Origin of the sequence: Brevundimonas sp., from assembly GCF_013823285.1 — a bacterium.
Classification (GTDB): Bacteria; Pseudomonadota; Alphaproteobacteria; order Caulobacterales; family Caulobacteraceae; genus Brevundimonas.
The window spans coordinates 14,845-38,896 of record NZ_PNLV01000007.1 but is presented as its reverse complement, the minus strand read 5'-3'; the positions used below and the strand labels follow the sequence as shown (position 1 = coordinate 38,896).

The 24,052-nt window shown below is 64.9% G+C and carries 23 protein-coding genes and 1 tRNA gene; 21 read left to right on the top strand and 3 right to left on the bottom strand.

Annotation, left to right across the window (positions count from 1 at the left end; genetic code table 11):
* Positions 1–17 precede the first annotated feature (17 nt).
* From C0461_RS02295 to C0461_RS02265, 7 genes are all read left to right on the top strand, one after another.
* The gene (locus C0461_RS02295; RefSeq protein ID WP_292103574.1) at positions 18–608 is read left to right on the top strand and encodes a riboflavin synthase; all 591 of its coding nucleotides are present in this window, start codon (positions 18–20) and stop codon (positions 606–608) included.
* Positions 608–1,753, top strand: coding sequence for a 3,4-dihydroxy-2-butanone-4-phosphate synthase (ribB, locus tag C0461_RS02290; RefSeq protein WP_292103572.1), 1,146 nt, complete (start codon positions 608–610; stop codon positions 1,751–1,753). The genes C0461_RS02295 and ribB overlap by 1 nt, the downstream gene beginning before the upstream one ends.
* A complete protein-coding gene (gene ribH / locus C0461_RS02285; RefSeq protein ID WP_292103571.1) occupies positions 1,750–2,208 on the top strand; it encodes a 6,7-dimethyl-8-ribityllumazine synthase in 459 nt (152 codons plus the stop codon). Before ribB ends, ribH begins: the two co-directional genes overlap by 4 nt.
* Complete coding sequence (gene nusB, locus C0461_RS02280) at positions 2,205–2,729, top strand: transcription antitermination factor NusB (RefSeq protein ID WP_292103570.1); 525 nt, start codon at positions 2,205–2,207, stop codon at positions 2,727–2,729. Before ribH ends, nusB begins: the two co-directional genes overlap by 4 nt.
* On the top strand, positions 2,716–3,705 hold the full coding sequence (thiL, locus tag C0461_RS02275) for a thiamine-phosphate kinase (RefSeq protein ID WP_292103569.1): 990 nt from the start codon (positions 2,716–2,718) through the stop codon (positions 3,703–3,705). Before nusB ends, thiL begins: the two co-directional genes overlap by 14 nt.
* 36 nt (positions 3,706–3,741) lie before the next feature.
* A complete protein-coding gene (locus tag C0461_RS02270) occupies positions 3,742–4,167 on the top strand; it encodes a hypothetical protein (protein WP_292103568.1) in 426 nt (141 codons plus the stop codon).
* A gap of 164 nt (positions 4,168–4,331) precedes the next feature.
* Positions 4,332–6,482, top strand: coding sequence for a sodium-translocating pyrophosphatase (locus C0461_RS02265; RefSeq protein ID WP_292103567.1), 2,151 nt, complete (start codon positions 4,332–4,334; stop codon positions 6,480–6,482).
* Between the two features lie 99 nt (positions 6,483–6,581).
* On the opposite strand, the gene bamE is transcribed toward C0461_RS02265, so the two are convergent.
* Entirely contained in the window at positions 6,582–7,061 is a 480-nt protein-coding gene (gene bamE, locus C0461_RS02260; RefSeq protein WP_292103565.1) for an outer membrane protein assembly factor BamE, read from the bottom strand.
* A 126-nt stretch (positions 7,062–7,187) separates the two neighbouring features.
* Between bamE and C0461_RS02255 the strand changes: the two genes are divergently transcribed.
* The 7 genes from C0461_RS02255 to C0461_RS02225 all read left to right on the top strand — a co-directional run bounded on the left by C0461_RS02255 (position 7,188) and on the right by C0461_RS02225 (position 11,280).
* Positions 7,188–7,688 carry a ubiquinol-cytochrome C chaperone family protein gene (locus C0461_RS02255; RefSeq protein ID WP_292103563.1) on the top strand — a complete coding sequence of 167 codons (501 nt, stop codon included), beginning with the start codon at positions 7,188–7,190 and terminating at the stop codon, positions 7,686–7,688.
* Positions 7,685–8,206 carry a DUF177 domain-containing protein gene (locus tag C0461_RS02250; RefSeq protein ID WP_292103561.1) on the top strand — a complete coding sequence of 174 codons (522 nt, stop codon included), beginning with the start codon at positions 7,685–7,687 and terminating at the stop codon, positions 8,204–8,206. The genes C0461_RS02255 and C0461_RS02250 overlap by 4 nt, the downstream gene beginning before the upstream one ends.
* Positions 8,207–8,310: 104 nt before the next feature.
* Complete coding sequence (gene plsX, locus C0461_RS02245) at positions 8,311–9,375, top strand: phosphate acyltransferase PlsX (protein ID WP_292103558.1); 1,065 nt, start codon at positions 8,311–8,313, stop codon at positions 9,373–9,375.
* Positions 9,372–10,349, top strand: a complete 978-nt coding sequence (locus C0461_RS02240) for a beta-ketoacyl-ACP synthase III (protein ID WP_292103557.1) — start codon at positions 9,372–9,374, stop codon at positions 10,347–10,349. Before plsX ends, C0461_RS02240 begins: the two co-directional genes overlap by 4 nt.
* 81 nt (positions 10,350–10,430) lie before the next feature.
* Positions 10,431–10,730 (top strand): integration host factor subunit alpha, encoded by a 300-nt coding sequence (locus C0461_RS02235; protein ID WP_021697386.1) that lies wholly within the window; start codon positions 10,431–10,433, stop codon positions 10,728–10,730.
* Between the two features lie 2 nt (positions 10,731–10,732).
* Positions 10,733–11,143 (top strand): MerR family transcriptional regulator, encoded by a 411-nt coding sequence (locus tag C0461_RS02230; protein ID WP_292103553.1) that lies wholly within the window; start codon positions 10,733–10,735, stop codon positions 11,141–11,143.
* A gap of 60 nt (positions 11,144–11,203) precedes the next feature.
* Positions 11,204–11,280: transfer RNA gene (locus C0461_RS02225), tRNA-Pro, on the top strand.
* Positions 11,281–11,626: 346 nt separating this feature from the next.
* Here C0461_RS02225 and C0461_RS02220 read toward each other — a convergent pair.
* Positions 11,627–12,631, bottom strand: coding sequence for a hypothetical protein (locus C0461_RS02220; RefSeq protein ID WP_292103552.1), 1,005 nt, complete (start codon positions 12,629–12,631; stop codon positions 11,627–11,629).
* 271 nt (positions 12,632–12,902) lie between these two features.
* Here C0461_RS02220 and C0461_RS02215 point away from each other — a divergent pair, with 271 nt between their 5' ends.
* From C0461_RS02215 to C0461_RS02185, 7 genes are all read left to right on the top strand, one after another.
* Positions 12,903–13,817, top strand: a complete 915-nt coding sequence (locus C0461_RS02215) for an S-4TM family putative pore-forming effector (protein ID WP_292103551.1) — start codon at positions 12,903–12,905, stop codon at positions 13,815–13,817.
* Positions 13,814–15,250: a hypothetical protein gene (locus C0461_RS02210; protein WP_292103549.1), complete on the top strand. Its 1,437-nt coding sequence runs from the start codon at positions 13,814–13,816 to the stop codon at positions 15,248–15,250. The genes C0461_RS02215 and C0461_RS02210 overlap by 4 nt, the downstream gene beginning before the upstream one ends.
* 49 nt (positions 15,251–15,299) lie before the next feature.
* A complete protein-coding gene (locus tag C0461_RS02205) occupies positions 15,300–16,580 on the top strand; it encodes an RES family NAD+ phosphorylase (protein WP_292103547.1) in 1,281 nt (426 codons plus the stop codon).
* 116 nt (positions 16,581–16,696) lie between these two features.
* Complete coding sequence (locus tag C0461_RS02200; RefSeq protein ID WP_363377382.1) at positions 16,697–17,620, top strand: hypothetical protein; 924 nt, start codon at positions 16,697–16,699, stop codon at positions 17,618–17,620.
* A gap of 37 nt (positions 17,621–17,657) precedes the next feature.
* Entirely contained in the window at positions 17,658–18,977 is a 1,320-nt protein-coding gene (locus C0461_RS02195; protein ID WP_292103543.1) for a GrpB family protein, read from the top strand.
* A 182-nt stretch (positions 18,978–19,159) separates the two neighbouring features.
* Positions 19,160–22,330 carry a helicase-related protein gene (locus C0461_RS02190; protein WP_292103540.1) on the top strand — a complete coding sequence of 1,057 codons (3,171 nt, stop codon included), beginning with the start codon at positions 19,160–19,162 and terminating at the stop codon, positions 22,328–22,330.
* Positions 22,330–23,094 carry a DUF4391 domain-containing protein gene (locus tag C0461_RS02185; RefSeq protein ID WP_292103538.1) on the top strand — a complete coding sequence of 255 codons (765 nt, stop codon included), beginning with the start codon at positions 22,330–22,332 and terminating at the stop codon, positions 23,092–23,094. Before C0461_RS02190 ends, C0461_RS02185 begins: the two co-directional genes overlap by 1 nt.
* Here C0461_RS02185 and C0461_RS02180 read toward each other — a convergent pair.
* Positions 23,082–24,038 carry a phospholipase D family protein gene (locus tag C0461_RS02180; protein WP_292103536.1) on the bottom strand — a complete coding sequence of 319 codons (957 nt, stop codon included), beginning with the start codon at positions 24,036–24,038 and terminating at the stop codon, positions 23,082–23,084. The genes C0461_RS02185 and C0461_RS02180 overlap by 13 nt on opposite strands.
* Between the last annotated feature and the right edge of the window lie 14 nt (positions 24,039–24,052).

The following is a 24,052-nucleotide window of genomic DNA, read 5'->3' as shown; positions in this document are numbered from 1 at the left end:
TTCGGGATCGTGCTCTGATGTTCACTGGAATCGTCACCGACATCGGCCGCGTCAGAAGCGTCCGCCAGACCGAGCGCGACCGGCGCTTCGAGATCGCCACGGCGTGGGACACGTCAACCATTGATATGGGAGCCTCGGTCAGCCACGCGGGAGTCTGCCTGACGGTGGTGGAGCGGGGCGACGACTGGTTCGCGGTGGAGGTCTCGGGCGAGACCCTGTCGAAGACCACCCTGGGCGCCTGGACCGAGGGCACGCGCGTCAATCTGGAGCGCGCGGCGCGGCTGGGCGACGAGATGGGGGGGCACATCGTCTCGGGCCACGTGGATGGCGTGGGGCGTGTGGTCTCGATCACGCCCGAAGGCGGATCGCACAGGGTGGTGGTGGAGGCGCCGGAGCCCCTGCACCGCTTCATCGCCCCCAAGGGCTCGATCACGGTCGACGGGGTGTCGCTGACCGTCAACGCCGTGGACGGACAGACCTTTGACCTGAACATCATCCCCCACACCTGGGAGGCGACGACCCTGGGGACGCTGTCACCGGATTCCGCCGTTAATCTGGAAATCGACATGCTGGCGCGCTACTTGGCCCGCTGGCAGGAGACAGCGTGATGCACCCGGCGGCCAATCTGAACGACAGCCCCGTCAGTCCCATCGAGGACATCCTCGAGGACGCCCGCAATGGGCGGCCCTACATCCTGGTGGACGCCGAGGACCGGGAGAACGAGGGCGATGTCATCATCCCGGCCCAGTTCGCTACGCCGGACCAGATCAATTTCATGGCCAAGCATGCGCGCGGGCTGATCTGCCTGGCCATCACGGCGGACCGGGCGCGTAGCCTGCGCCTGCCGCCCATGTCGGCCGAGAACCGCGAGAGCATGGGCACCGCCTTCACCGTATCGATCGAGGCGAAGGAAGGCGTGACCACCGGCATCAGCGCGGCGGACCGCGCCCGCACGGTGCAGGTGGCGGTGGATCCGAACCGCGGCGCCGACGATCTGGTGTCGCCGGGGCATGTGTTTCCGCTGGTGGCCCGGGACGGCGGGGTGTTGGTGCGCACCGGCCATACTGAAGCGGCCGTGGACATCAGCCGCATGGCCGGCCTGACGCCCGCCGGGGTGATCTGCGAGATCATGAACGACGACGGCACCATGGCGCGGATGCCGGATCTGGTCGCGTTCGCCCAGCTGCACGGGCTGAAGATCGGCACCATCGCCGACCTGATCGCCTATCGCCGCCGCACCGAGCGGTTCGTGGAGCGGGTGCTGGAGAGGCCGTTCGAGAGTGTGCACGGCGGGCCGTTCCGCCTGATGCTGTACCGCAACGCCATCGAGGGCGTGGAACATGTGGCCCTGGTGCACGGCCGGATCGACCCGAACAAGCCGACCCTGGTGCGGATGCACCAGGTGGATTTCGCCGCCGACCTGCTGGGTCATGTGGAGGCGCGTCAGAACTATGTGCCCAGCGCCCTGAAGGCCATCAGCGAGCCGCAGCGCCATGGCGCGGCCGCCGGCGTGACCGTGTTCCTGCGCGATCCCGAGCTGAAGGGGCTTGCCGAACGCCTGAGCGACGGCGACAAGCCCGGCGCAAGCGACCGCGCGCTGAAAGCCTATGGCGTGGGCGCCCAGATCCTGCTGGACCTGGGCGTGCGCGACATGATCGTGATGAGTTCGACCCGGCCCAATCCCACGGCCATTGAGGGTTACGGCCTGCGCATCGCGGGCTGGCGTGACATGGATGGAGAACCCCAGTCTTGACCGATCCCCTGCGTATCCTGATCGTCGAGGGACGGTTCTACGATGATCTGTCCGACGCGCTGCTGGACGGGGCCAAGGAAGCCCTGCGGGCGCGCGGCGCGACCTTTGACGTGGCCACGGTGCCCGGCGCGCTGGAGGTGCCGCTCGGCATTGCCCAGGCCGAGGAGATGGGCCGCAGCCCGCTTGGGGTGCGCTATGACGGCTATGTGGCGCTGGGCGTCGTCATTCGCGGCGAGACCTATCATTTCGAGATCGTGTCGGATCAATCCGCCGCCGGGATCATGCATCTGGGGCTGAAGGGGCTGGCCATCGGCAATGGCATCCTGACGGTGGAGGACGAGGAGCAGGCCTGGACCCGCGCCCGTTTCACCGAAGGAGACAAGGGCGGCGGCGCGGCCCGCGCCTGTCTCGAGCTGATCGACCTGCGCCGTCGTCTGAGGGAGGGCCGGCTGTGAGCGAGGCCAACAGCCTGAAATCCGTCATGGCCCATCTGGCCGAGGCCGAGAAACAGCGGGCCGAGCCCGATCTGACCTCACGCCAGCGCCGGGCCCGCACCGTGGCGCGTCTGGCCGCCGTTCAGGCGCTCTACCAGATGGAGCTGGGCGGGCAGGGGGTGGACACCGTGGTGGACGAGTTCCGCAACCACCGCTTTGACGCCGACATGGACGGCGAGCCGCTGGCCGAGGCGGACGAGGAATGGTTCGCCCAGATCGTGCATGGGGTGGTGGCGGGCCAGAAGGCTATCGACACGGCCGTGGTGACGCGTCTGGCCTCCGGCTGGCGCATCGAGCGGCTGGACGCGACGCTGCGTGCCCTTTTGCGCGCCGGGGTGTGGGAGCTGCGCGAGAAGCCCGACGTGCCGCGCGAAATTGTCATCGACGAATATGTGGAGCTGGCCAAGGCGTTTTTCGACGCGGCCGAGGCCAAGTTCGTGAACGCCGCCCTGGATGGCGTCGCCCGCGATGCCCGGGGTTGATGCGGCCGACGAGTTCGAGACCATCGAACGGCTGTTCCGGCCGCTGGCGCACCCGGAGTGGGGCCGGGGCCTGGTCGATGACGTGGCGGCCCTGCCGTCGCGGCCGGGCCATGACCTGATCCTGACCAAGGACGCCATGGTCGAGGGCGTCCATTTCCTGCCCGACGATCCGCTGGATACGGTGGCCAGGAAGCTGCTGCGGGTGAACCTGTCGGACCTGGCCGCCAAGGGGGCCGAGCCGTTCGGCTATCTGCTGGCCTGTTTCTGGCCCGAGGTGTCGGGCTGGCGGGAACGGGAGGCCTTCGCGGCGGGTCTGGCCGAAGATCAGGCCAGGTTCGGCGTTCACCTGATGGGCGGCGACACGGTGGTGACGCCGGGGCCGGCCAGCTTCAGCCTGACCGCCCTGGGCTGGGTTCCCCATGGCCGCGCTGTGGCGCGCGCAGGCGCGCAGCCGGGCGATCTGATCGTGGTCACGGGCATGATCGGCGACGGCTTCCTGGGCCTGAAGGCGGCGCGGGGCGAGATCGGACTAGAGGACGAACGGGTCGCGGCCCTGGTCGCCCACTACCGGACGCCGGAACCGCGCGTGGACTTCGCCCTGGCTGTGCGCGAGCACGTGGCCGCAGCCCTGGACGTGTCCGACGGCCTGATCGCCGACATGGGCCACATGGCGAAGGCGAGCGGCGTGGGCATCGTCATTGATCTGGAGAAGCTACCCCTGTCCCGGGCGGCGACCGCATGGTTCGAGACCCGCGTCGATCCGCTGGCCGCCCTGACGGAGCTGGCCACGGGCGGGGATGACTATGAGATCGTCATGGCCGTGCCGCCCGCCGCCATCGAGGGGCTGAAGCGGACGGCCGACGCGAGCCATCTGCGCCTGACGGTGCTGGGCGCGGCGACCCGGGGCGAAGGGGTGACGGTCCGGTATGGCGGCGAAGTCGTGCCGATGAAGACGACGGGCTGGCGGCACGGCTGAAACGGTTTCCTAACGCCGGTCGGCTAGATGGCTTGAATGCGCCGTCGTGACCTGATCGCCGCCGGAACCGTGCTCGCCGTCTCCGCAACGGCGGCGGCCGCCGCGCCGTCCAGCGATGCGCCCCCCGCAGCCGCCACACTGAACCTGGTCCCGCTGGGCCTGCCCGTCGTCAGCGAGGGGCGTTTGCGGAACTATGTGTTCGTGAACCTGCGTCTGCATCTGGCGAGCGGGCAGACGGCCGAAGCCGTCCGGCCGCACGATCCCTTCATCCGTGACGCCCTGGTCAAGGCCGCCCACCGGGTGGACTTTTCCGCCGGCGGAGAGTGGACCGTTCTGAGCGAGCGGGTGGTGATCGCCGCGACCATGGCCGCCGCCCGGGTGGTGGCCGGAGACGGCGTCATCGCCTCCGTCGAGCTGGTCAATCAGGCTCCCCGCCGCCGCACAGGCATGCGCTCCAACTAAACGCTGTTGCGCGAGTCGGCGGGCTTTGGCACTTTCCGGCCGCAATTCCCGCGTGGCCGCAGCCAGCGGCCGGTGCGCACGGGGGGACCGGAAGGCGGACAAGTCCGGAAAGGACGCCGCGCCAAGGGTCCGCGCGCAGAAATGCATAAAGGGTTGAAACGCTTATGACGTCCTATCTGTGGCTGGTCATAGCGGCAGGCGCGATGGGGGTGCTTTACGGCGCCATCCAGACCGCCTCGCTGCTCAAGGCCGACGCCGGCAACGACAAGATGCGCGAGATCGCCGCGGCGATCCAGGAAGGGGCTTCGGCCTATCTGAAGCGCCAGTACACCACCATCGGCATCGTCGGGATCGTGATCCTGGTCGCGGCCTATTTCCTGATCGGCCCGTATGCGGCCATCGGCTTCCTGATCGGCGCGGTGCTGTCGGGCGCGGCCGGATACGCCGGAATGCTGATCTCGGTGCGGGCCAATGTCCGCACGGCCCAGGCGGCCTCCAAGAGCCTGGCGGGCGGGCTGGACCTGGCCTTCCGCTCAGGCGCGGTGACCGGCCTGTTCGTGGCCGGCGGCGCCCTGATCGGCGTGGCGGGCTACTACGCCTTCCTGACCGAGGGCATGGCTCTGGACCGCGTCGGACGCGAGGTTATCGACGGTCTGGTGGCCCTGGGCTTCGGCGCCTCGCTGATCTCCATCTTCGCGCGACTGGGCGGCGGCATCTTCACCAAGGGCGCCGACGTGGGCGGCGACATGGTGGGCAAGGTCGAGGCCGGCATTCCGGAGGATGACCCCCGCAACGCCGCCACCATCGCCGACAACGTGGGCGACAATGTCGGCGACTGCGCCGGCATGGCCGCCGATCTGTTCGAGACCTATGCCGTGACCACCGTGGCGACGATGGTGCTGGCCGCCATCTTCTTCCGCGAGTCGCCGCTGGTGGAGGCCATGATGCTGCTGCCGCTGGCCATCGGGGGCGTGTGCATCATCACCTCGATCATCGGCACCTTCTTCGTGCGCCTGGGCAAGTCGAACAACATCATGGGGGCCCTGTACAAGGGTCTGATCGCCACCGGCGTCCTGTCGGTTGCGGCCCTTTGGTTCGTGGTCGATCTGCTGGTCAGCGAGCCGGTCGTCACCTCGAACGGCCTGACCATCGAGGCCATGAGCCTGTTCTGGTCCGGCGTGGTCGGCCTGGCGGTCACCGCCGCCATCGTCGTCATCACCGAATACTACACCGGCACCACCTATCGCCCGGTGAAGTCGGTGGCCAAGGCGTCCACCTCGGGGCACGGCACCAATGTGATCCAGGGTCTGGCGGTCTCGCTGGAATCCACAGCGCTTCCGGCCCTGACCATCATTATCGGCATCATCGCCACCTATCAGATGGCGGGACTGTTCGGCATCGCCATCGCCACCACCACCATGCTGGGTGTTGCGGGCATGATCGTGGCCCTGGACGCCTTCGGACCGGTGACGGACAACGCCGGCGGCATCGCCGAGATGGCGGGTCTGCCCGCCGACGTCCGGACCTCCACCGACGCCCTGGACGCGGTTGGCAACACCACCAAGGCCGTCACCAAGGGCTATGCCATCGGTTCGGCGGGTCTGGGCGCTCTGGTCCTGTTCGCGGCCTACACCGAGGACCTGAAGTACTTCTCGGCCAATCCGGCGGACTACCCGTTCTTCGCCGACATGGGGCCGGTCGCCTTTGACCTGTCCAACCCCTACGTTGTGGTGGGCCTGCTGTTCGGGGGGCTGTTGCCCTTCCTGTTCGGCGGCATGTCCATGATGGCGGTGGGCCGCGCGGCCGAGGCCGTTGTGACCGAGGTGCGCCGCCAGTTCCGCGAGAACCCGGGCATCATGACCTATCAGGTCAAGCCCGAGTACGGCCGGGCCGTGGATATCCTGACCAAGGCGGCGATCAAGGAGATGATCGTGCCGTCGCTGCTGCCGGTGCTGTCGCCGGTCGTGCTGTTCATCGCCATCATGCTGATCCAGCCGGACAAGGCCAACGCCTTCGCCGCGGTGGGCGCCATGCTGATGGGGGTGATCGTGACCGGTCTGTTCGTGGCCATCTCGATGACCTCTGGCGGCGGCGCATGGGACAACGCCAAGAAGCTGATCGAGGAAGGCTACACCGACGCGAACGGAGTGCTGCACGGCAAGGGATCGGAGGCGCACAAGGCCGCCGTCACCGGCGATACCGTGGGCGATCCCTACAAGGACACCGCCGGACCGGCGGTGAACCCGATGATCAAGATCACCAACATCGTGGCGCTTCTGCTGCTGGCGGTGCTGGCGAGCGGAAACATCGGCTGATGATCGTGACCCGGGCGGTTCGAGCCGCCCGGGAAACGGCCAGAAAGAAAGCCCCGGAGCGAAGGCTCCGGGGCTTGTTTCTTTTCGGCCGGGCGGAAATCAGTCGGGGCGGCGGCGGCCGGGATCGTCGTCCTCGGTGCGGGGCAGCTGACCGCGGCCCACATTGCCCAGCAATTGTTCGATCACGCTGAGCTCACGGCCCCGGGTCGGCGTCTCGCGGCCGTTCATGGCGATCTGCCGACCATCCTCGAGGCCCAGCAGCCGGACGCCCTGAACCTGGTCGCTTCCGTCGGCGAAGGTGATCTCTGTGACGCTGCGGCCCGCCACCTGGGTGGCGTTGTAGGTATACCGCTCAGTCGTCTGGCTGATGTAGTACCAGACGCTCTCGCTTTCGAAGGTGGATCGGGTGGACGGCGAGCCCAGCTTGGCCAGGACCGTTTCGCGGGTGTCCACGCCCGCCTCGATCTCGTTGGGCGCGATGTCGATCATCTGGAAGCCGTGACGACCGACCTGGGGCGCGCAGGCCACGAGGCCGGCGGCGAGCGCCGCCACGGTCAGAACGGGAATGAATCGGGACATGAAAACGGACCTCGAATGGATCGACGGCTTTGACCTAGCGGTCCCGGAGCATTAGTTCAACGCCGAGACCGGACAAGGGGCCAACAGTTGCTGCGGAATTTGTTTAAATCCAGGCCGTCCCGGCAAGTGGCCGAACGACTGTATGCGGCCTGCGCCGCCCAGGCCCGCCGTCCGGTGTTTTATACGGACATGGGCGTGCCCGACCGCATCGACGCGCGGTTCGAACTCTACACGCTGCATGTGCTGCTGATGATCCTGCGGCTGAGGGATGAGGGCCAGGCGGGCGCGGATACGGCCCAGGATCTGTTCGACACCTATGTTTCGGCCCTCGACAACACCCTTCGCGAGCTTGGCGTCGGCGATGTGGCGGTCGGCAAGAAGATGCGCCGCCTTGGCGAGGCCATGTACGGCCGCATGATGGCCTATGAGACGGCTATCCTGGCTGGCGATCACGACGCGTTGGCCACGGCCCTGAGCCGCAACATCCTGGAATCCGATTCGGCCACGCCTGAGATGCGCGCCATGGCCGACTACGCCATGCGCGCCCGCGGCGCCGTGGGGGAACAGTCCTTCGACGCCGTCATGTCGGCGCCCGCCTGGGCCGAACCGAGCGTGGCGGCCGCATGAGCCTGCCGCCGCCGCCCTTCAGCGAGCCCTTGCGGCTGAATCAGATCGGGGCGGGCGCCACCCGTGATCTGGAGCCGGATGAGGTCGTCCGCAGCCGCATCGCCCGGACCTTGGACCTGATCGAACTTCCGGTGTTCAAGGCCCGCCTCACCGTGAAGCCCGCCGATGCAGGCTGGACGCTGGCGGGCCAGGTGACGGCTCATGCGGTGCAGCGCTGCGGCCTGACGCTGGAGCCGCTGCCGGCGGACATCAACGAATCATTCGCCATCGAGTTGTTGGAAGCTGATCCGCGGGCGCCGGTTGAAGTGGACGTCGATCCAGAAGACGACGGACCGGACATGGTCGAGGACGGCGTGATCGACCTGGGCGTCTATGCGGTGGAGCAACTGGCCCTGGCGCTGGACCCCTTCCCCCGCAAGCCCGGGGCGGTTTTCGAGCAGCCCGAGGAGCCGGCTGAGGAATCGCCCTTTGCCGTGCTGAAGCAGTTCAAGCAGCCGGATTCCTCCGGCGACACCTGACGTTACGTCAGGCTGTTCCCATCATCCAAGGAGGCCGCTATCGTGGCGCGCCTCGAACCAGGAAGCGCCGCCGGGCAGGGCGGGCGCACGGAGCGACATCCAAGTTGGCGTCATCAATCATCATCTCGCTTGACGGCATGGGCGGGGACCATGGACCGCCTGTCACAGTGGGCGGCGTCCGCGAGTATCTGAAACGGCACGGCGGCGAGGGTGTTCGATTCCTGCTGCACGGCGATGAAAAGGCCCTGGCCGCCGAGGTGAAGAAGGCGGGCGTCGGCGAGGTCTGCGAAATCCGCGCGACGGACAAGGTCATCGCCATGGATGAGAAGCCCGCCCAGGCGATGCGCCGGGGCAAGGGGTCGTCCATGTGGAACGCCGTCGAATCTGTGAAGACCGGGGAGGCGGCGGGCGCCGTGTCGGCCGGCAACACCGGCGCCCTGATGGCCATATCCAAGCTGCTGCTGAGGATGTCGGCCACGGGTCTGGAGCGGCCGGCCATCGTGGCCAGCTGGCCCACCCTGAACGGCATCACCGCCGTGCTGGATGTGGGCGCAAACATCACGTCCGATGCCGAGCAGCTTGTGGATTTCGCCATCATGGGCGAGGCGTTTCACGCCGCTGTCCACGGCTCGACCAACCCCTCCATCGGAATTCTAAACGTCGGGTCCGAGGACATGAAGGGCCATGAAGAGGTGCGCGAGGCGGCGGCCATCCTGCGCGACAATCCCTTCGGCCTGAATTACCACGGCTTCGTCGAGGGCGACGACATCGCCAAGGGGACTGTGGATGTGGTCGTCACCGACGGTTTCACCGGCAATATCGCGCTCAAGACGGCCGAAGGCACGGCGCGGTTCATCTCGACCCTGATGAAGGACGCCCTGACCTCCACTCTGCAGGCCAGGGCGGGGGCGCTGCTGGCCCTGCCGGCGTTGAGGCAGATGCGCGCCCGCATCGACCCCGGCGCCATCAACGGCGGGCCGCTGCTGGGCCTGAACGGCATCGTGGTCAAGAGCCACGGCGGCGCGGACGCCAAGGGGTACGGCAACGCCATCCGCGTCACCGTCGACCTGGCCCGAAGCGACTACACGGCCAAGGTGGGGGCCAATCTGAAACGGCTGGATGCGGTGCTGCACAGCACCCCGTCCGACCCGGTGGAGACTGTCTCGTGAGCGTCATTCGCAGCGCCGTGACCGGCGTGGGCTCGTATCTGCCCGACAATATCGTCACCAATGACGACCTGTCGAAGTTCGTGGACACCACCGACGAGTGGATCGTCGAGCGCACCGGCATCCGCCAGCGCCATAAGGCCGCTGACGACCAGCCCACCAGCGACCTGGCGGTTCAGGCAGCTCGGCGGGCGCTGGAGGCGGCCGGGCGCACGGCGGCGGACATCGATCTGATCGTGGTGGCCACCACCACCCCGGACATGACCTTTCCGTCGGTGGCCTCCATCGTCCAGCGCAAGCTGGGGGCCCCGGTGTGCAACGCCTTCGACATTCAGGCGGTGTGCTCGGGCTTCGTCTATGCGCTGAGCGTTGCGGACGGCTTCGTGGCGCGGGGCCTGGCCCGATGCGCCCTGGTCATCGGCGCCGAGGAGATGACCCGTCTGATGGACTGGACCGACCGGTCCACCTGCGTGCTGTTCGGCGACGGCGCGGGCGCGGTGGTGCTGGAGCCCGTGGAAGGGCAGGGGACGCCCGCCGACCGGGGCGTGCTGGGCTTCGCCCTGCGCTGCGACGGCAACAAGACGGACCTGCTGTATGTGGACGGCGGCCCGGCCTCCACCGGCACGGTGGGCCACCTGCGCATGGCGGGCAATCAGGTGTTTCGCCACGCGGTGGTGAACATCGCCGAGGCTGTGACGGCCGCCTGCGAGGCCGCCAACATCCAGATTTCCGACGTGGACTGGTTCGTGCCCCACCAGGCCAACCAGCGCATCATCAAGGGCGTGGGCGACCGCCTTGGTCTGGACGAGGACAAGGTCATCCTGACCGTGGCCGACCACGCCAACACCTCGGCGGCCTCGATCCCGCTGGCGCTTGATACGGCCGTCAAGGACGGTCGCATCAAGCCGGGCGACCTGGTCCTGATGGAGGCCATGGGCGGGGGTCTGACATGGGGCGCGGTGGCGTTAAGGATGTAAAACAGGCGGTTGCGCTTTGACTTCGACGCATATTGTCGTCAGATGGCGCACCACCCGGGGCTTGATGGAGGGGAGCGACCGATGGCCGAGACTGTGACGCGCGCCGATCTTTGCGAGGCGGTTCATGAGGAACTCGGCCTGTCGCGACAGGAATGCTCCAATCTGGTCGAGCGGACCCTGAACCTGATCGTGGATTCGCTGGAGCGCGGGGAGACGGTCAAGCTGTCGGGCTTCGGCGTGTTTCAGGTGCGTGAAAAGCGCGCCCGCATGGGACGCAACCCCAAGACCGGAGAACCCGCCGCCATCACCCCGCGCCGGGTGATCAGCTTCCGCGCCTCCCAGATCATGAAGACCAAGGTGGACGGCGCGGCCGTCGATTGACCATGACCAAGGGCCCCAACGCCTTCCGCACCATCTCGGAAGCGTCCGAGGAGATCGGGGCTCCTCAGCACGTGCTGCGCTTCTGGGAGACGAAATTCACCTTCGTGACGCCGCTCAAGCGGGCGGGCGGTCGGCGGTTCTATCGCCCCAACGATGTGGCGGTCCTTAAGGGCGTGCGCCGTCTGCTGCATGAGCAGGGCCTGACCATCAAGGGCGTGCAGCGCCTCTACAAGGAGCAGGGCCTGAAGGGGATCGCGAGCTTCAGCGACGAAGACGCCGCCTTCACCCCGACAGCCGAATCGGAACGCCGGGAGGCGCCTGTCGTGGGCGGTGCGAACGCCGCCCGTCTGCGCGCGCTCCTGGCCGATCTGGAGGCCGCCCGCGCAAGTCTCGATCAGGCTCTTCGGCGCTGAGAGAATTCTTCTCGATTAGGGTTTGCGGGCACGCGGCGGCCCGTCTATAGGGAGCGCCTTCGGAGCGTGGCGCAGCCTGGTAGCGCACTTGACTGGGGGTCAAGGGGTCGCAGGTTCGAATCCTGTCGCTCCGACCATCTTCCTCAATGAAGACGGTTGGTTAGAGGGGCCGCTTTCGGGCGGCCCCTTTGATATTCCGCTGCTTGGTCACAAACTTGGTCACAGCTGCTAGGTTTGACTGCGCAGGTTGTTGGTTGCGATTGGGACCTGATGCCCGAGCGGCGCTTTTGGCGTTAGTCTACGAATCTGAGGGCCGTACGTTCGAATCGTTCCGGGCGCGCAATTTTTTCTCGAAAAATCCGAATGTTAGGTTTCCGGCCAAGGCGGCAACTACTCCATGCGTTCTAGTGGGGCATTAGTGGGGCAAGTGAGCTCTCCGATACGCAAGCCGAGCGGCCGCGACGGAAGGGAGCGGTGCGACAGTCAGCTGCTACCGCGAAGCTCCCGTGGCTCTGGGTCTCCAAACAGCCAACCGAGACGCCGGGCGGCGATGACCGTGCGGTCCTTCGGTCGCCGCGCCATTACCGCTTCAAGCCGTGGCTGAAGCTGCGGGACAGGTGGCAGCGGTGCGGCCCATTCGAGCGATGCGTATGCATTCGGGCGATCTGGGATATCGACGCCAGAGAGCCTCCAGCCGTAAAGATCAAAGCTCCGCCAAGCCAGCAGCGCCCGCACCTCCGCGTTGGTGTCGGTGAGCTTGGCCAAGAAGGCCGGGGTCATGACGATGTTCGGAAGGGCCGTGTAGGCGTCGGGGTCCAAGCTCGCCGCGTACACGTGGTTGAACTGGCTGTCGCGGCCCCGACGGTTGATCCCATTCGACCAGAGGAAGGCGTCGGTAGGGCTCTTGTTGTCATCCGACATCACCGAACGTCCGTCGATTTCAAGATACGCTCCGGGGACGCCGCGGACTGTAGGGAACATCGCGCGACCGCCGGTCTGCACCACAGTTTCGGGGTGAGAGAACAGCGCGAGTGAAGCTACCGCCTGGGCGAGCGTTCGGTAGCGCGAAGTTGCGATGAGAGCCTCCAAAGCGGCCTGACCATCGAATCCGAACTCAGCCAGCGTACGCGCCTGCTCCCTCGGGGCGGCGAGCTGCGAAGCCAACGTCGCGCCGGACCATCGAACAGCACGCCCGGAAGTTATCGTCGATGAACCGGTCGATCCTCCCTGCACTGACCCGCCCACGTCTTTCGCCTGGTCGTCCAAGAACCGCGTGTAGAGCGCCACGGCGTGGCGGTAGCTTGCGATGTTGGTTCGAAGCCTGCCGTTTATCGGAATTTCCGTAGGGTTAGGCCGGCCGCGCCGCTCGTCTTCGGTCGAGTAAACAAGCCGCTCCAGGAGTCCCTTGCATCGATCATGGCTAAATCCCTCATCTGGGTCGCCGAGATATTGCTGCACCCGACCGATACGGTGGAGCTGTGCCGTCACGGTTCCGCCGTCATACCCCTGCGCGCGAAGCCATGCTCCATAATCCGACCGCATGCTTCTTTAGCCCCTTGCCGCCAACAGGTTGTCAGTAGCCGCGTGCTGCAAACGATACCCGAGCTTGATCTCAAACTGACCGCGAACGAGTCGGCGGCCGAAATGGACCGGCTCAGCGCATGGTTAGCCCCAGGGTGCCCGCCCACTCAAAACGAACCATGTCTTTACGCAACATTACTGCTTAGGCTGGCTTGCGTGTTCCCGCGCAAGGTCACCCATGAACCCTATACCACATCGTCAGAACCAAGAGCCCCAGCTGCGCCTGCTACGGGCTCGCAAACGCATCTTGGATGACGCCAGCATCTGGCTGGTGGTGCAGTTCGGCCTAACGGTGATTATGCCGATGGGACTGACCATCCTGGCTCTCTTCCAGCCGCAAATCCGACCGTGGGCCGCCGCCGCGGCTCTGGGAGTGACGCTTCTCGATGTGCTCATCCTGGATCGCATGCAACGCTACCGGATCCGGTTGTCAGCCAAGATCGCCGAAGCCTTCGACGAAGCGGTGCTGGACGTGCCGTGGAACAAGCTTGTCGGGGGCAAGCGCGCGCCTTATCCGGAAATCGCTTCAGCGGAGCGCCGCTGGGTGCGCTGGGGTGGGACCGACGACAGGCTGCGCGACTGGTATCCCTTAGCGGCTGGCCGGCCACCACTCTATCTGGGCCGGATCATCTGCCAGCGCACCAACCTGTGGTACGACGGCGAGCTTCGCCGGCACTACGGACGCTGGCTCATAGGCTTGGGCGTAGGCCTGCCGCTGATCCTTTTGGCCATGGCTGGCTTCGTGGGGCTCACCATTGACAGCTTCGTCACCACCGTCCTGGCTCCAACGGCGCCCATCCTGACTTGGTCGGCTCGCGAATACTTCCGTCAGCGGGATGCAGCCGACGCCCAAGAGACGTTGCGCGGCGAGGCGGAAGCCCTGTGGGAGGCCGCCAAGCAGGGCGAGTGCAGCGAAGATGATTGCAAGATCCAGGCGCGCGAGCTTCAGAACGCCATTTATTTGCGGCGCGCCAGCACCGGCCTCATTTTCCCGGGCGTATACAAACAGCGCCGCAAGACGATGGAGACGGCCATGAACGACGGGGCTGAAGGCTATGTCTCAGAGCTGAAACTCGGGGCGGCTGCTGAATGAAGTTGACCGAACACTTCAACGACTTTCTGCGCGATACCGTCGATCTGAACACGACCCGGCTGCAGACGCTGGAAAAGAACAGCAACGCCATCAAGACCTTCCTGCTCGGGTCCAAATGGGAACCGACGATTCGCGATTTCGACCGGCAGGGCTCGTGGGCGCACGGCACCATCATCCGTCCGGTCGACCAAGGCGAGTTCGACGCCGATCTACTGGTGCTCGTGGACCCGGTGGAGGGTTGGAGCGCCGCTGACTACATCCGCACCCTAGTGGCGACCTTCCGCTCCAGCGGGGTCTATCGAGACAACGTCAAGGGGTGGCCCTATTGCGCGACCATCACCTACGCAAACGACGCGGTGGTCGATGTCGCTCCGCTGGTGATCGGCCGCGAGATCACCGGGTGTCCCGAGGTCTGCAACCGATCGGCCGATCGCTTCGAGCGCTCGGAGCCCGCAGCCTACACCGCTTGGCTAATTGAGAAAAACGGCTACTCGGGTGCAAATTCGTTTCGCAAGGTCACGCGTCTGATCAAGTATCTGAGGGATATCAAGACCCGATTTGTCTGCCCCTCGGTCCTATTGACCACCCTTCTGGCCCAACAGATCGACGAAGCTGACAAGGGGTCGAGCGCCTTCGCCGATGTGCCGACCGCGCTTCAGACCGTGCTGTGCCGGCTCGACAACTGGCTGCAGGCGCGCCCCGACAAGCCCTCCGTTTGCAACCCGTTCTTGAGCGACGGAGACGACGCGGAGGACTTCGCGATCGAATGGACCCAAGACCAGTACGCCAACTTCCGCGCCTCCATTAATCGCTATCGCGGCTGGATCGATGAGGCGATCGTGACGGCTGACCGTGACGCCAGCATCAGGGCTTGGCGCCGTCTATTCGGCGACGAATTCGCTGGATCGATCACGCTGGACGAAGGTACGGGCCGGTTCGCGCTCGCCGACCCGGCCGGTTCGGGCCGAAACCTGCTACAGGACCTAGTGGATCTGGTGGTGACGTTCGGGCGCGCAGCCATCCCGGTCAACTTCCGGCGCGTGGTACACATGCACAGGCCGACATGGACCGATCGGCGCGACCCGGATCTTGAGGTGGTGGTGGGAGCCACGCTCAAGGGCGGCTCCAAGAGCATGTACGCCGTCGTCGTCGGGTCCGGCGATCCGCTGGCGCCAGGACAGAAGATCTGGTTCCACGCACTTCGATCTTCTGGGGATCCGATCGGATCGGAGTACGAGGTGCATTGGCGCATCACTAACACTGGCGACGTCCCCAGTCCGCGCGGCGACTATTACCCGTCCGAGCTCGGTTATGAACGCGCAGAAACACTGGCATGGCGCGGCGTCCATCTCGCGGAAGCCTTCGTCGTGCGTCGAAGCGACAGCAGTCTCGCGGCTATCAGCGAGCCGTTCTATGTGGTGATCACCGGCTGACGCCAAGGCGGCGGTCACGCTGCTCTGACGTCACTATCTGAGGCCGACAATGCACGTCTGTCCCGCATGCTTCCAATCGACCGGTCTAGGGAAACGCATCGAGGCGGTCCGTCCTGATCATCCTTGGGCGCGGTGCGACAACCATCCGCGGCGCAAGGGGGTGCCGGTCGAAGCGGTGGCCGAAATCGTCGACCCGGTGTTTCGCACCCACTATGCCGGCGTGCCTGAGGATGGCTTCGGAAATAGCCGCGGCAATGACCTTTGGACGACCCTAGCCGAGCTCACCGAGACCGATGACCAGGCCATCCTTGGGCGGCTAAAGGACTGGCTGATCGATAACGACCACTATTGGCCGCCCGACGGCGCGGACGCCTTCTACAGCGATGACTATGGCTATGTGTCGGATGACTTCGCGCTGGAGGAACACGGGCGGCTGTGGGCGCTGCTGCGTCAGCGCCTGATGCACGAAGCCCGGTTCTTCAATGATGAAATGGAAGGCCTGCTCCAGCGCATCTTCGACGACGTCCAGCTGCAGCGCACGGCGGACAAGATGGGCCCAGTCTACTTCATCCAACCCGGCACGCCCGGAGGCAGGTTCTTTCGCGCCCGGTTGGCTGCGGACGATTTGGCGACATCCATTCTGAAAAGCCCGGTGCCGCTGCTTGGTCCGCCGCCGGAACACCTGCGGAGGCCAGGCCGGATGAACCCTTCCGGGATCGCAGTCTTCTATGCAGGGTTCGACCTAGACACCTGCGTCTCGGAGTTGCGCCCGGTGGTTGGTAGCGGCGTAGTGGCCGCCCAGTTCGAGATTACCGAGGCGATCCTCGTCCTGGACACCACGCGATTTGCAGGCCCGCCCAAGGCCCACGATCCGTTCGCCAAGAACGCCGTGCAGCGCGCCGCGCAGTGGCGCTTCATGCACACCTTCATGCGTCAGATTTCGCAACCCGTTTCGCCCGACGACGAACACCTCGACTACGTCCCAACCCAAGTGGTCGCAGAATATCTGGCGCGCAGGCACGCCTTCTCCTTCGAAGGCGAGCGGAGGGGCTTCGACGCGATCATCTACCGGTCGGCGCAGAGCGGCGACGGCAGGAACATCGCCCTATTCGGAGACGCCGCTCGTCTGGTGCAGCCGCCGGTCGAACGCCCCGCCTCGCGTTCTAGCGCGGACGACTTCTGGCTCAACTTCGACGCTTTGGACTCCTTCAGCGACTCCCGGCCTGGACGGCTGAGGCTGGTGGATGACAGCGTTAAACTCTACCGCGTCGACCGGGCCAAGTTTCCCCTGATCGAGCAGGTGGAGCACGATGACGCAGACGAGTACTGACCCGAACGGGGCTCGTGGGTAGGCGCGGCTATCGAACCCTCGCGCCTTCGGCTTGATGGAACCAGCTGTAGATCGTCGGCGGAGCGCGCACCGCCGATCGTCCTGCATGCGCTAGGGTGGGATATGACCTTCCTGTCAGGCCTTCTTTCTCCCCCGCCCAGCGCACAGTGGGCATATGTCGTGCCGCGGTTCACCCGGTTCTTCGCGTCTCTGGACCTGACCGTTCATCAGCTCAACGATGGGTGGGTCAAGCAGGCGTCCGTTCTCGCCTGAACCAACACTATTACGGTCTGGACGATCCGCTAGCGAACTCAATGCTCACTGGGTCTTGGGGAAAGGGGCTAGCGGTCCGATCAAGGCGCGACATTGATGTGATGTTCTTACTGCCTGACACCGTCCTGAGTCGGTTCAATCAGCGCGTCGGCAACCGCCAATCGCAGATCCTGCAGGAGGTGAGGTCTGTGCTCAGCGTGGCCTATGGCCTGCAGACCGAAATGCGGGGGGATCAGCAGGCCGTCGTGGTTCGATTCTCCACGACTCCCGTGGACGTCGTTCCGGGGTTTCGCGCCCGTTACGGCCAAGTGTGGATTTGCGACACCCGCTACGGAGGAACATACCGGCTCGCGGATCCGGTGATGGAAATGGACAGCCTCAACACTTCGGACGCCCGCCATCAGGGTGTGACGCGCATCATCATTCGGGCGATCAAACAATGGCAACGCCATTGCAACGCGCCGCTGCGATCGTTTCAGGTCGAACGTTTGGTCATCGAATTCATGCACACCCAAAGTGGCGTTTACTTCTGGCCGGACTCGCTGGTTCGCGACTTCTTCGGTTGGCTGATCACTCGACCGTCCGCCAGTATCATCATGCCCGGCACGCTTGAGGTGGTCGCCCTTGGTAATGCCTGGAGGTCACGTGCTGAAACCGCCTGGCGAAATGCATGCATCGCTTGCGATCACGAGCGCGCTGGTCAAAACCTAGAGGCTGGGGCGGCGTGGCAGAAGGTGTTCGGGACAATGATTCCGCTCGTCGCTTAACACACCGCGGAACTCGGGCTGCGAAGCGACACGACGCATGGCGACCAAAATCGAAATTCGACCGTGGTCGCCGGCGTGGGCGGTGGACTTTGCCATCATCGCCGACGATCTGAGCAAGATCCTCGGGAAATCGGTCCGGCTAGAGCATATCGGGAGCACGGCCATAGCGGGCCTTGCGGCCAAGCCCGTCATCGACGTGGTTGTCGGCGTGCCGACGATGGATGATGTGGCGACCGCGACCACCATCTTGGCCCGCAATGGCTTCGCCCCAGGGATTCCGGCTGCCGCCCAGGAGCAAACAGGCTTTGTCTCGAAGCCGGAGACCTCACCTGCGGTCAATGTGCACGTTGTCCTGTTTGACGGCAGCACCTGGCGAGACCTCGTCAACTTCCGGGATCGGCTGAGGGAAGATCCCGAGCTGGCAGGCAGCTATGAAGCGCTGAAGCGCGAACTGGCCGCCAAGTGCCGAGACCTAAACGCCTACACGCGAGCCAAATCTGCGTTTGTCACGAGTGTCATCAACGCCAGCGATCACGATCAACTCCTTCGCCATCAGCGCGCGGAGCTGCGAGACGCCGAGGGGTATCGGGGGCTCAGTATCGGGTCGCAGCTGACCCTTACGCTTTTGGCTGCCGCCTCTATCTGGGTCGATGATGGCGCGTTGCTTGCGGTGATTGGCGCATTCGGCTTTCTGAGCGCGGCCTCCATGCTGTGGTTCAATCACCTCTATCGTTCACATCGCTCTGCCGGAGAGCAGGTCCGCCGATTGCTGCAGATCGTCTATGGGCTCGGTTGGCCGGTGGCGAACACCGCGTTGGTGTGCAGCGAATGTCGCGCCTCGACCAAGAAACTGTCGACGCTCACCCTGAAGGACTACTTCGCGACACGCGCAGCGAACGGTCAGCAGAAGTTGGCAGAAATGGTCGAAGAGTCGGCCTTCTTCACTGGCAGGCTGCATGAGTGGAGCGGGTCGATCATGTGGCTTGTGACCGTCGTACCGGCCCTTGCCGTTTTTGTGGGATGGGCGGTCTGGGGCTGGCGTCAGACCGGTGACGTTCAGATCGTCGCCGTGCGGGTCATTCTGACGTTCAGCGCTTTTCTGCTGACTTCGGGCGCAACAGCGGCGGCGCTCAGTCACCGACGGGCCGCGGCCGTCATGTTGGAAATACGCCAGCGCTTGCTCGCCAGCCGAGGCAAGGCGCTGGGACGTGGCAGGGTCGTGCAACTTATGACCGACTACAATGCTGCGGTCGAAAGTGCTCCGTTGCCAACACCGTACCTCTACAAAGCGCTGGCGGGCGGCCTGAACAGGGCTTGGGCGAAGTACAAGAAGGATTCTAGTCTGGGCCAGCCCTAGGCTTATCGAGGCGCTCGCCTTCAGCACAACGCTCCCGTCATGAAATCTGACGGGCCCAATCGCATCCGTGGTGCGTGGCCGTTGGACTGGAAGCGCTTCTCGAGCAGACCGTCCGATGCGCGCACTACCCGCGTTGGCGAGGGTACGATACTCCTGTGCCTTCGCGGGGGGGGGCAGGCGACGTGAGATTAGTCAGTAACAGAGGCCGGGACCGTGTCGTCGACATTTTAGGGCAGGGCGGGGGCGGCGAAGCAATCCGCATAGCAGCGACTTCGGTCAGCCTTCATGGACTGGCGGCCCTTCGAACCGCACTGGGCAAAAGCGGGGATCTCCGGCTGATCCTTTCCCACCCGCAAATGCTTGAGCCTGATCTGCTTGGGGGACCGGCCGATCGTACTCGGCGCAATGGTCTGGACCTGCGCACGCTTGCCAATGGACTCGCCGGCTGGCTTCGGCCGGCTGAGGTGAAGGCTGCGAAGGGCCGCCTGCCACAATCCTCGATCCTTGTTGAACGGGAGGATGGGGCGATTGCGCTATTCGGAAGTTGCGCACCCACTTCGGAGGGCCTGGGCCTCGCACCCGCCGATCCGTTCAGCCTCGTTCATCTGCAGGAGGGTGCGGGCGCTGAACAGTTACGGGCCTGGTTCGACAACCAGTGGCGGGAGCTGCCCGCTTGGCCTTCGACACCAGATAGCTTCGTCCAGATGCTCGAAGCCCTCGGGGAGCGGCGCTCGGCCACTGACATCTATCTGCGACTGCTCGACGCCTTGTTTGCAGAGATGGCCGAGGGCCTGGACGAGGAGCGGATCGTCAAAGCGGCTACCGGAATCCGGGAGACCCTAGTTTGGAACAAGCTCTATCGCTTCCAGCGCGACGGGGTGGTCGGTGCAATAGATAAGCTCGAACGGTTTGGCGGCTGCATCCTTGCGGACAGCGTGGGCTTGGGCAAAACCTTCGAAGCCTTGGCGGTCATCAAGTACCACGAGCTTCGCAATGACCGCGTGCTGGTGCTGTGCCCCAAGCGCCTGAGGGACAACTGGACGCTCTGGAGGATGAATGATCGCCGCAACCTGCTCGCCGGCGACCGCTTCAACTACGATGTTCTGAACCACACGGACCTGTCGCGCGACAATGGCCTGTCGGGCGACATCGATCTGGCCCACGTCAACTGGGGCAATTACGACCTGGTCGTGATCGATGAGTCGCACAACTTCAGGAACCGGAACGCCCATAGCGACCGAGACAGTCGCTACGACCGGCTGATGAACCAGGTCTTCAAGAGCGGCGTGCGGACCCGAGTGCTGATGCTTTCGGCGACGCCGGTGAATAACCGTCTCGCCGACCTGCGTAATCAGATCTCTTTCGCCACGGAAGGTAACGACGCCGCGCTTCGCAGCCATGGCGTGGCATCTGTAGAAACCACGATCCGCATCGCGCAGGGTCAGTTCAACCGTTGGCTTGAGCTGCCCCAAACCCGGCGTACGTCCGAACGGCTGCTCGACATGCTGGGCTTCGATTATTTCCGGCTGCTAGACCTGCTGACTATTGCCCGCAGCCGCAAGCACGTGGAGCGCTACTATGGGCTGGAGGAAACCGGTGCTTTCCCCGAGCGTCGGCCTCCGATCAACCGGAAGCCGCCGGTGGACAGCTCCGGCACCTTCCCGCCCATCGTCGAAGTTAATACAGCGATCCGTCGCCTAACGCTCGCCGCCTACGCACCGCTGCGCTACGTCCTGCCGTCCAGGCGGGAGGCCTATGAGAAGGCCTACACTCAGGTTGTCCAAGGCGGCAAGGGGGTGTTTAGCCAGCTCGATCGCGAAGAGAGCCTAGTTCACCTGATGCGGGTGAACATGCTCAAGCGCATGGAGAGCTCCGTAATCAGCTTCGGCCTCACCGTGGAGAGGCAGCTAGCAGTCGTAGACACCTTGATTGGTCGCATTGATGCGCATGAGGAGAGTTTTGAGGAACTCGGAATCGACGACCTCGGCCTTGACGATCCGCTTTTCGAAAGCCTGGCGGTCGGACGCCGCGTTCGGGTTCTGCTGGCCGACACCGACCGCGTGCGCTGGCGTCAGGACTTGATCGACGACCGTGCCCACCTGTCCCGGCTGCTTGAACAGGCGCGTGCGGTTACACCTGACAAGGACGCTAAGCTGGCCGACCTGCGCGCGTTAATTGTGGACAAGGTCGCCCACCCATTTAACCCGGGCAATCGCAAGGTCATCGTCTTCACCGCCTTCGCGGACACCGCTCGCTACCTCTATGACCAGTTGTCGGGGACGCTCGGGTTGAACGCGGCCTTGGTCACCGGCGGCGGGGCCAACAGGAGCACGGTCAAGGGTCTGCGCGCTGACCTTGGGACTATCCTCACGGCCTTCTCGCCTCGCGCGAAGGGCCGACCAGAGGATCTCGCTGAAGAGGGCGATATCGACCTGCTGATCGCCACTGACGTTATCAGCGAAGGCCAGAATTTGCAGGATTGCGACTGTCTCGTGAACTACGACATCCACTGGAACCCGGTACGCATCGTGCAGAGGTTTGGGCGGATCGACCGGCTGGGCTCCGCGAACGAGACCATCCAGCTAGTTAATTTTTGGCCCAACATAGACCTCGACGCCTACATCGGTCTGGAGCGGAAGGTGTCGGGACGGATGGTGTTGCTCGACGTCTCGGCGACCGGCGAGGAGAACATCATCGAGGCCCAGTCCGGCGACGTGATGAACGATCTCGATTATCGACGTAAGCAGCTGGAGGCTTTGCAAACCACGGTGATCGACCTCGAGGATCTGTCCTCGGGCGTATCCATCGCCGACCTGACTCTGAACGACCTTAGAGCCGATCTGGCGGCGCTCCGGCCCGAGCAGAGAGATGCACTGTCGAAGACGCCGCTGACGGCTCACGCCGCGGTTTGGGAAACGGAGGAGGTTCCTGCCGGTGCCATCTTCTGCCTGCGCGCGGAGACCCCGGCAGCGCTAGCCGTGCTGTCGCCAAATGATCCGCTGCGCCCGCATGCTCTGGTGCACGTAGGTCTCGACGGGACCTCGTTGCTTACTCCGGGACAGGCCAAGAAGGTGCTCGATCGCGTCCGCCTCCTAGCTGATCGTGGTAAGGCACCCGACCTTGATGCTTGGGCGCGGCTGGACGCCGACACGCGCGGTGGACGCGACATGAGCACTTGGCGCGAGGCCTTGGCCGCAGCTATCGCCGCCGTCTCCGGAAAGGCGCAAGAACGCGCGGTCGAGAGCCTATTCACGCCGGGCGAAGTCACAGACCCCACCGATCATGCAGGCATGGACGACTGGGAGGTCATCGGCTGGTTCGCCGTCCTGCCCCAACCCCAGACGGCCGCGTGATGGACGATGCACTGGATGCGCTGTTTGATGCCCTCGCGTTGCCGAAGGAGACACAGGTCGAGCAGCGAGTGGCCAAAGCCCTGTTGGTCGACCGCGGCGAGCTTGGGGCAGCGGATCGCCGGCTGCTCGAGACGGGTCTAGAGCGGCTGACTTGGCGGGCCACGATCAAGCCGACCGCCGCGGGGGTGGCCGCCTACGCCGACGAGGTCCGGGACTATGCCCAGCTGGTGGTGATGGGCGCCCGCTTGAGGCCTGATGCAAAGACGGACCGGATTATCGAGGTCATCCATCGCGCCGTCGCGCAGCCGTTGGTCCTTCTAGCTGGAGACTCTAAGGCGGCCGCCTTGTCGGTGGGACTCAAACGGCGGCACGAGCGCGAAGCGGCGAGGGCGGTGCTGCAGCGGTTGACGATAAGCCCAATCGTAATATCGGAGGCTGATCCTGTGCAGATTGCCTTTCTGGACAGCTTGGCGCTGACGCGCGTAGCCACCCACGATCTGTGGTCGTTGCACAGGCGGTGGAGCGAGTGCGCAGAGGCCTACGTGGCCGGGCGCATCACCGGCGTCTTCCGTCTCCCGACGGATGAAGCCGAGGTGGAGTCCCGCCGCGCAGGCCTGGAGGCGTATACCGTCCAGGCGCGGGAGGTAGCGCGGGTACGCAAGGCGGCAATGACGGAGAAGCGGCTGGCGCGCAGGCTCGCGCTGGCCGGCGAGGTCGCGAGCGCTGAAGAGCGGCTGGGTGCGCTGGTTGCTCAGATAAGGTGAACCGATTTGAGATACTCAGGCAGCAAAACCATCATCCGTTTGATCAGGCCGATGCCTGCCCCACCCGACCTCTTGGCCGGTCCGCCCAAGCTGGTCGGCAGATAGCTGTTTTCCCAAGAACCCCGGCGCTTGTTCTTGATCAAACCCGGGTTTTGGCTGACGAACGACCGTATCCGGTCAAGCCCCGTCACTACTCGTCCCCCCTGCCAATTCTGTCCGATCAGGGACCGGGCCCAAGTGGGATCGCCGCGGAATAGCACGCTCAGGCCGTGATAGGCCGAATAGGCGTGACCGCTCACGTTGTGTTTCTTCCCACTACATCGAGAATGTACTTCCTTGGCGAGCGCGGAATTCTGGCCCGCCAACCAAGCGACGAAGCTCTCAAAGGGTGGATTTCCCACTTGGCCGGCGAAGGCGACGGCGGCACCCGCGGCGGCGTCTGGCGTCGGTTGCACCGAGGCTTTGCCAGCATCGATCGCTTGGACAAGACGCTCGAGGTACAGGATGGACGCGGGGTATGCGGTTTTGATGAACTTTTCGGCCTCCGTACGGAGCGCGGCGACGGTCTTCGCGTCCTTGGTGAGGAGGCTGGCTTCATGGGCCCCGCTGAACCCCGTCGTGCTGAGATTGGCGCTCCCGATGAGCGCTTGGCCTTCGGAGGCAAAAATCTTTGCGTGAATCCTCGGGTGTACAAATATTTCCACCCCAGGGTTCTTCTTGGCGAAACTGAGCAGTTTGCGCGGATCGTTCGGTAGCAGCTTGGGAATTGCGCCGGCAGGTCTTGGTAGTCGGACGAGCAGCTTGGCCCCTACCGGTTTAGCGGCAGCCACCTTCGTAAGCATGCCATCCCCGTAGAAGGCACTGACCAAGATCGGCAGTTTGCCTTTCACAATAGGGGACAAGTGGGACCACTCCGGTCCGCAGAGGAGCTGATTAAAGCGCATTCGCATTCCTGCAA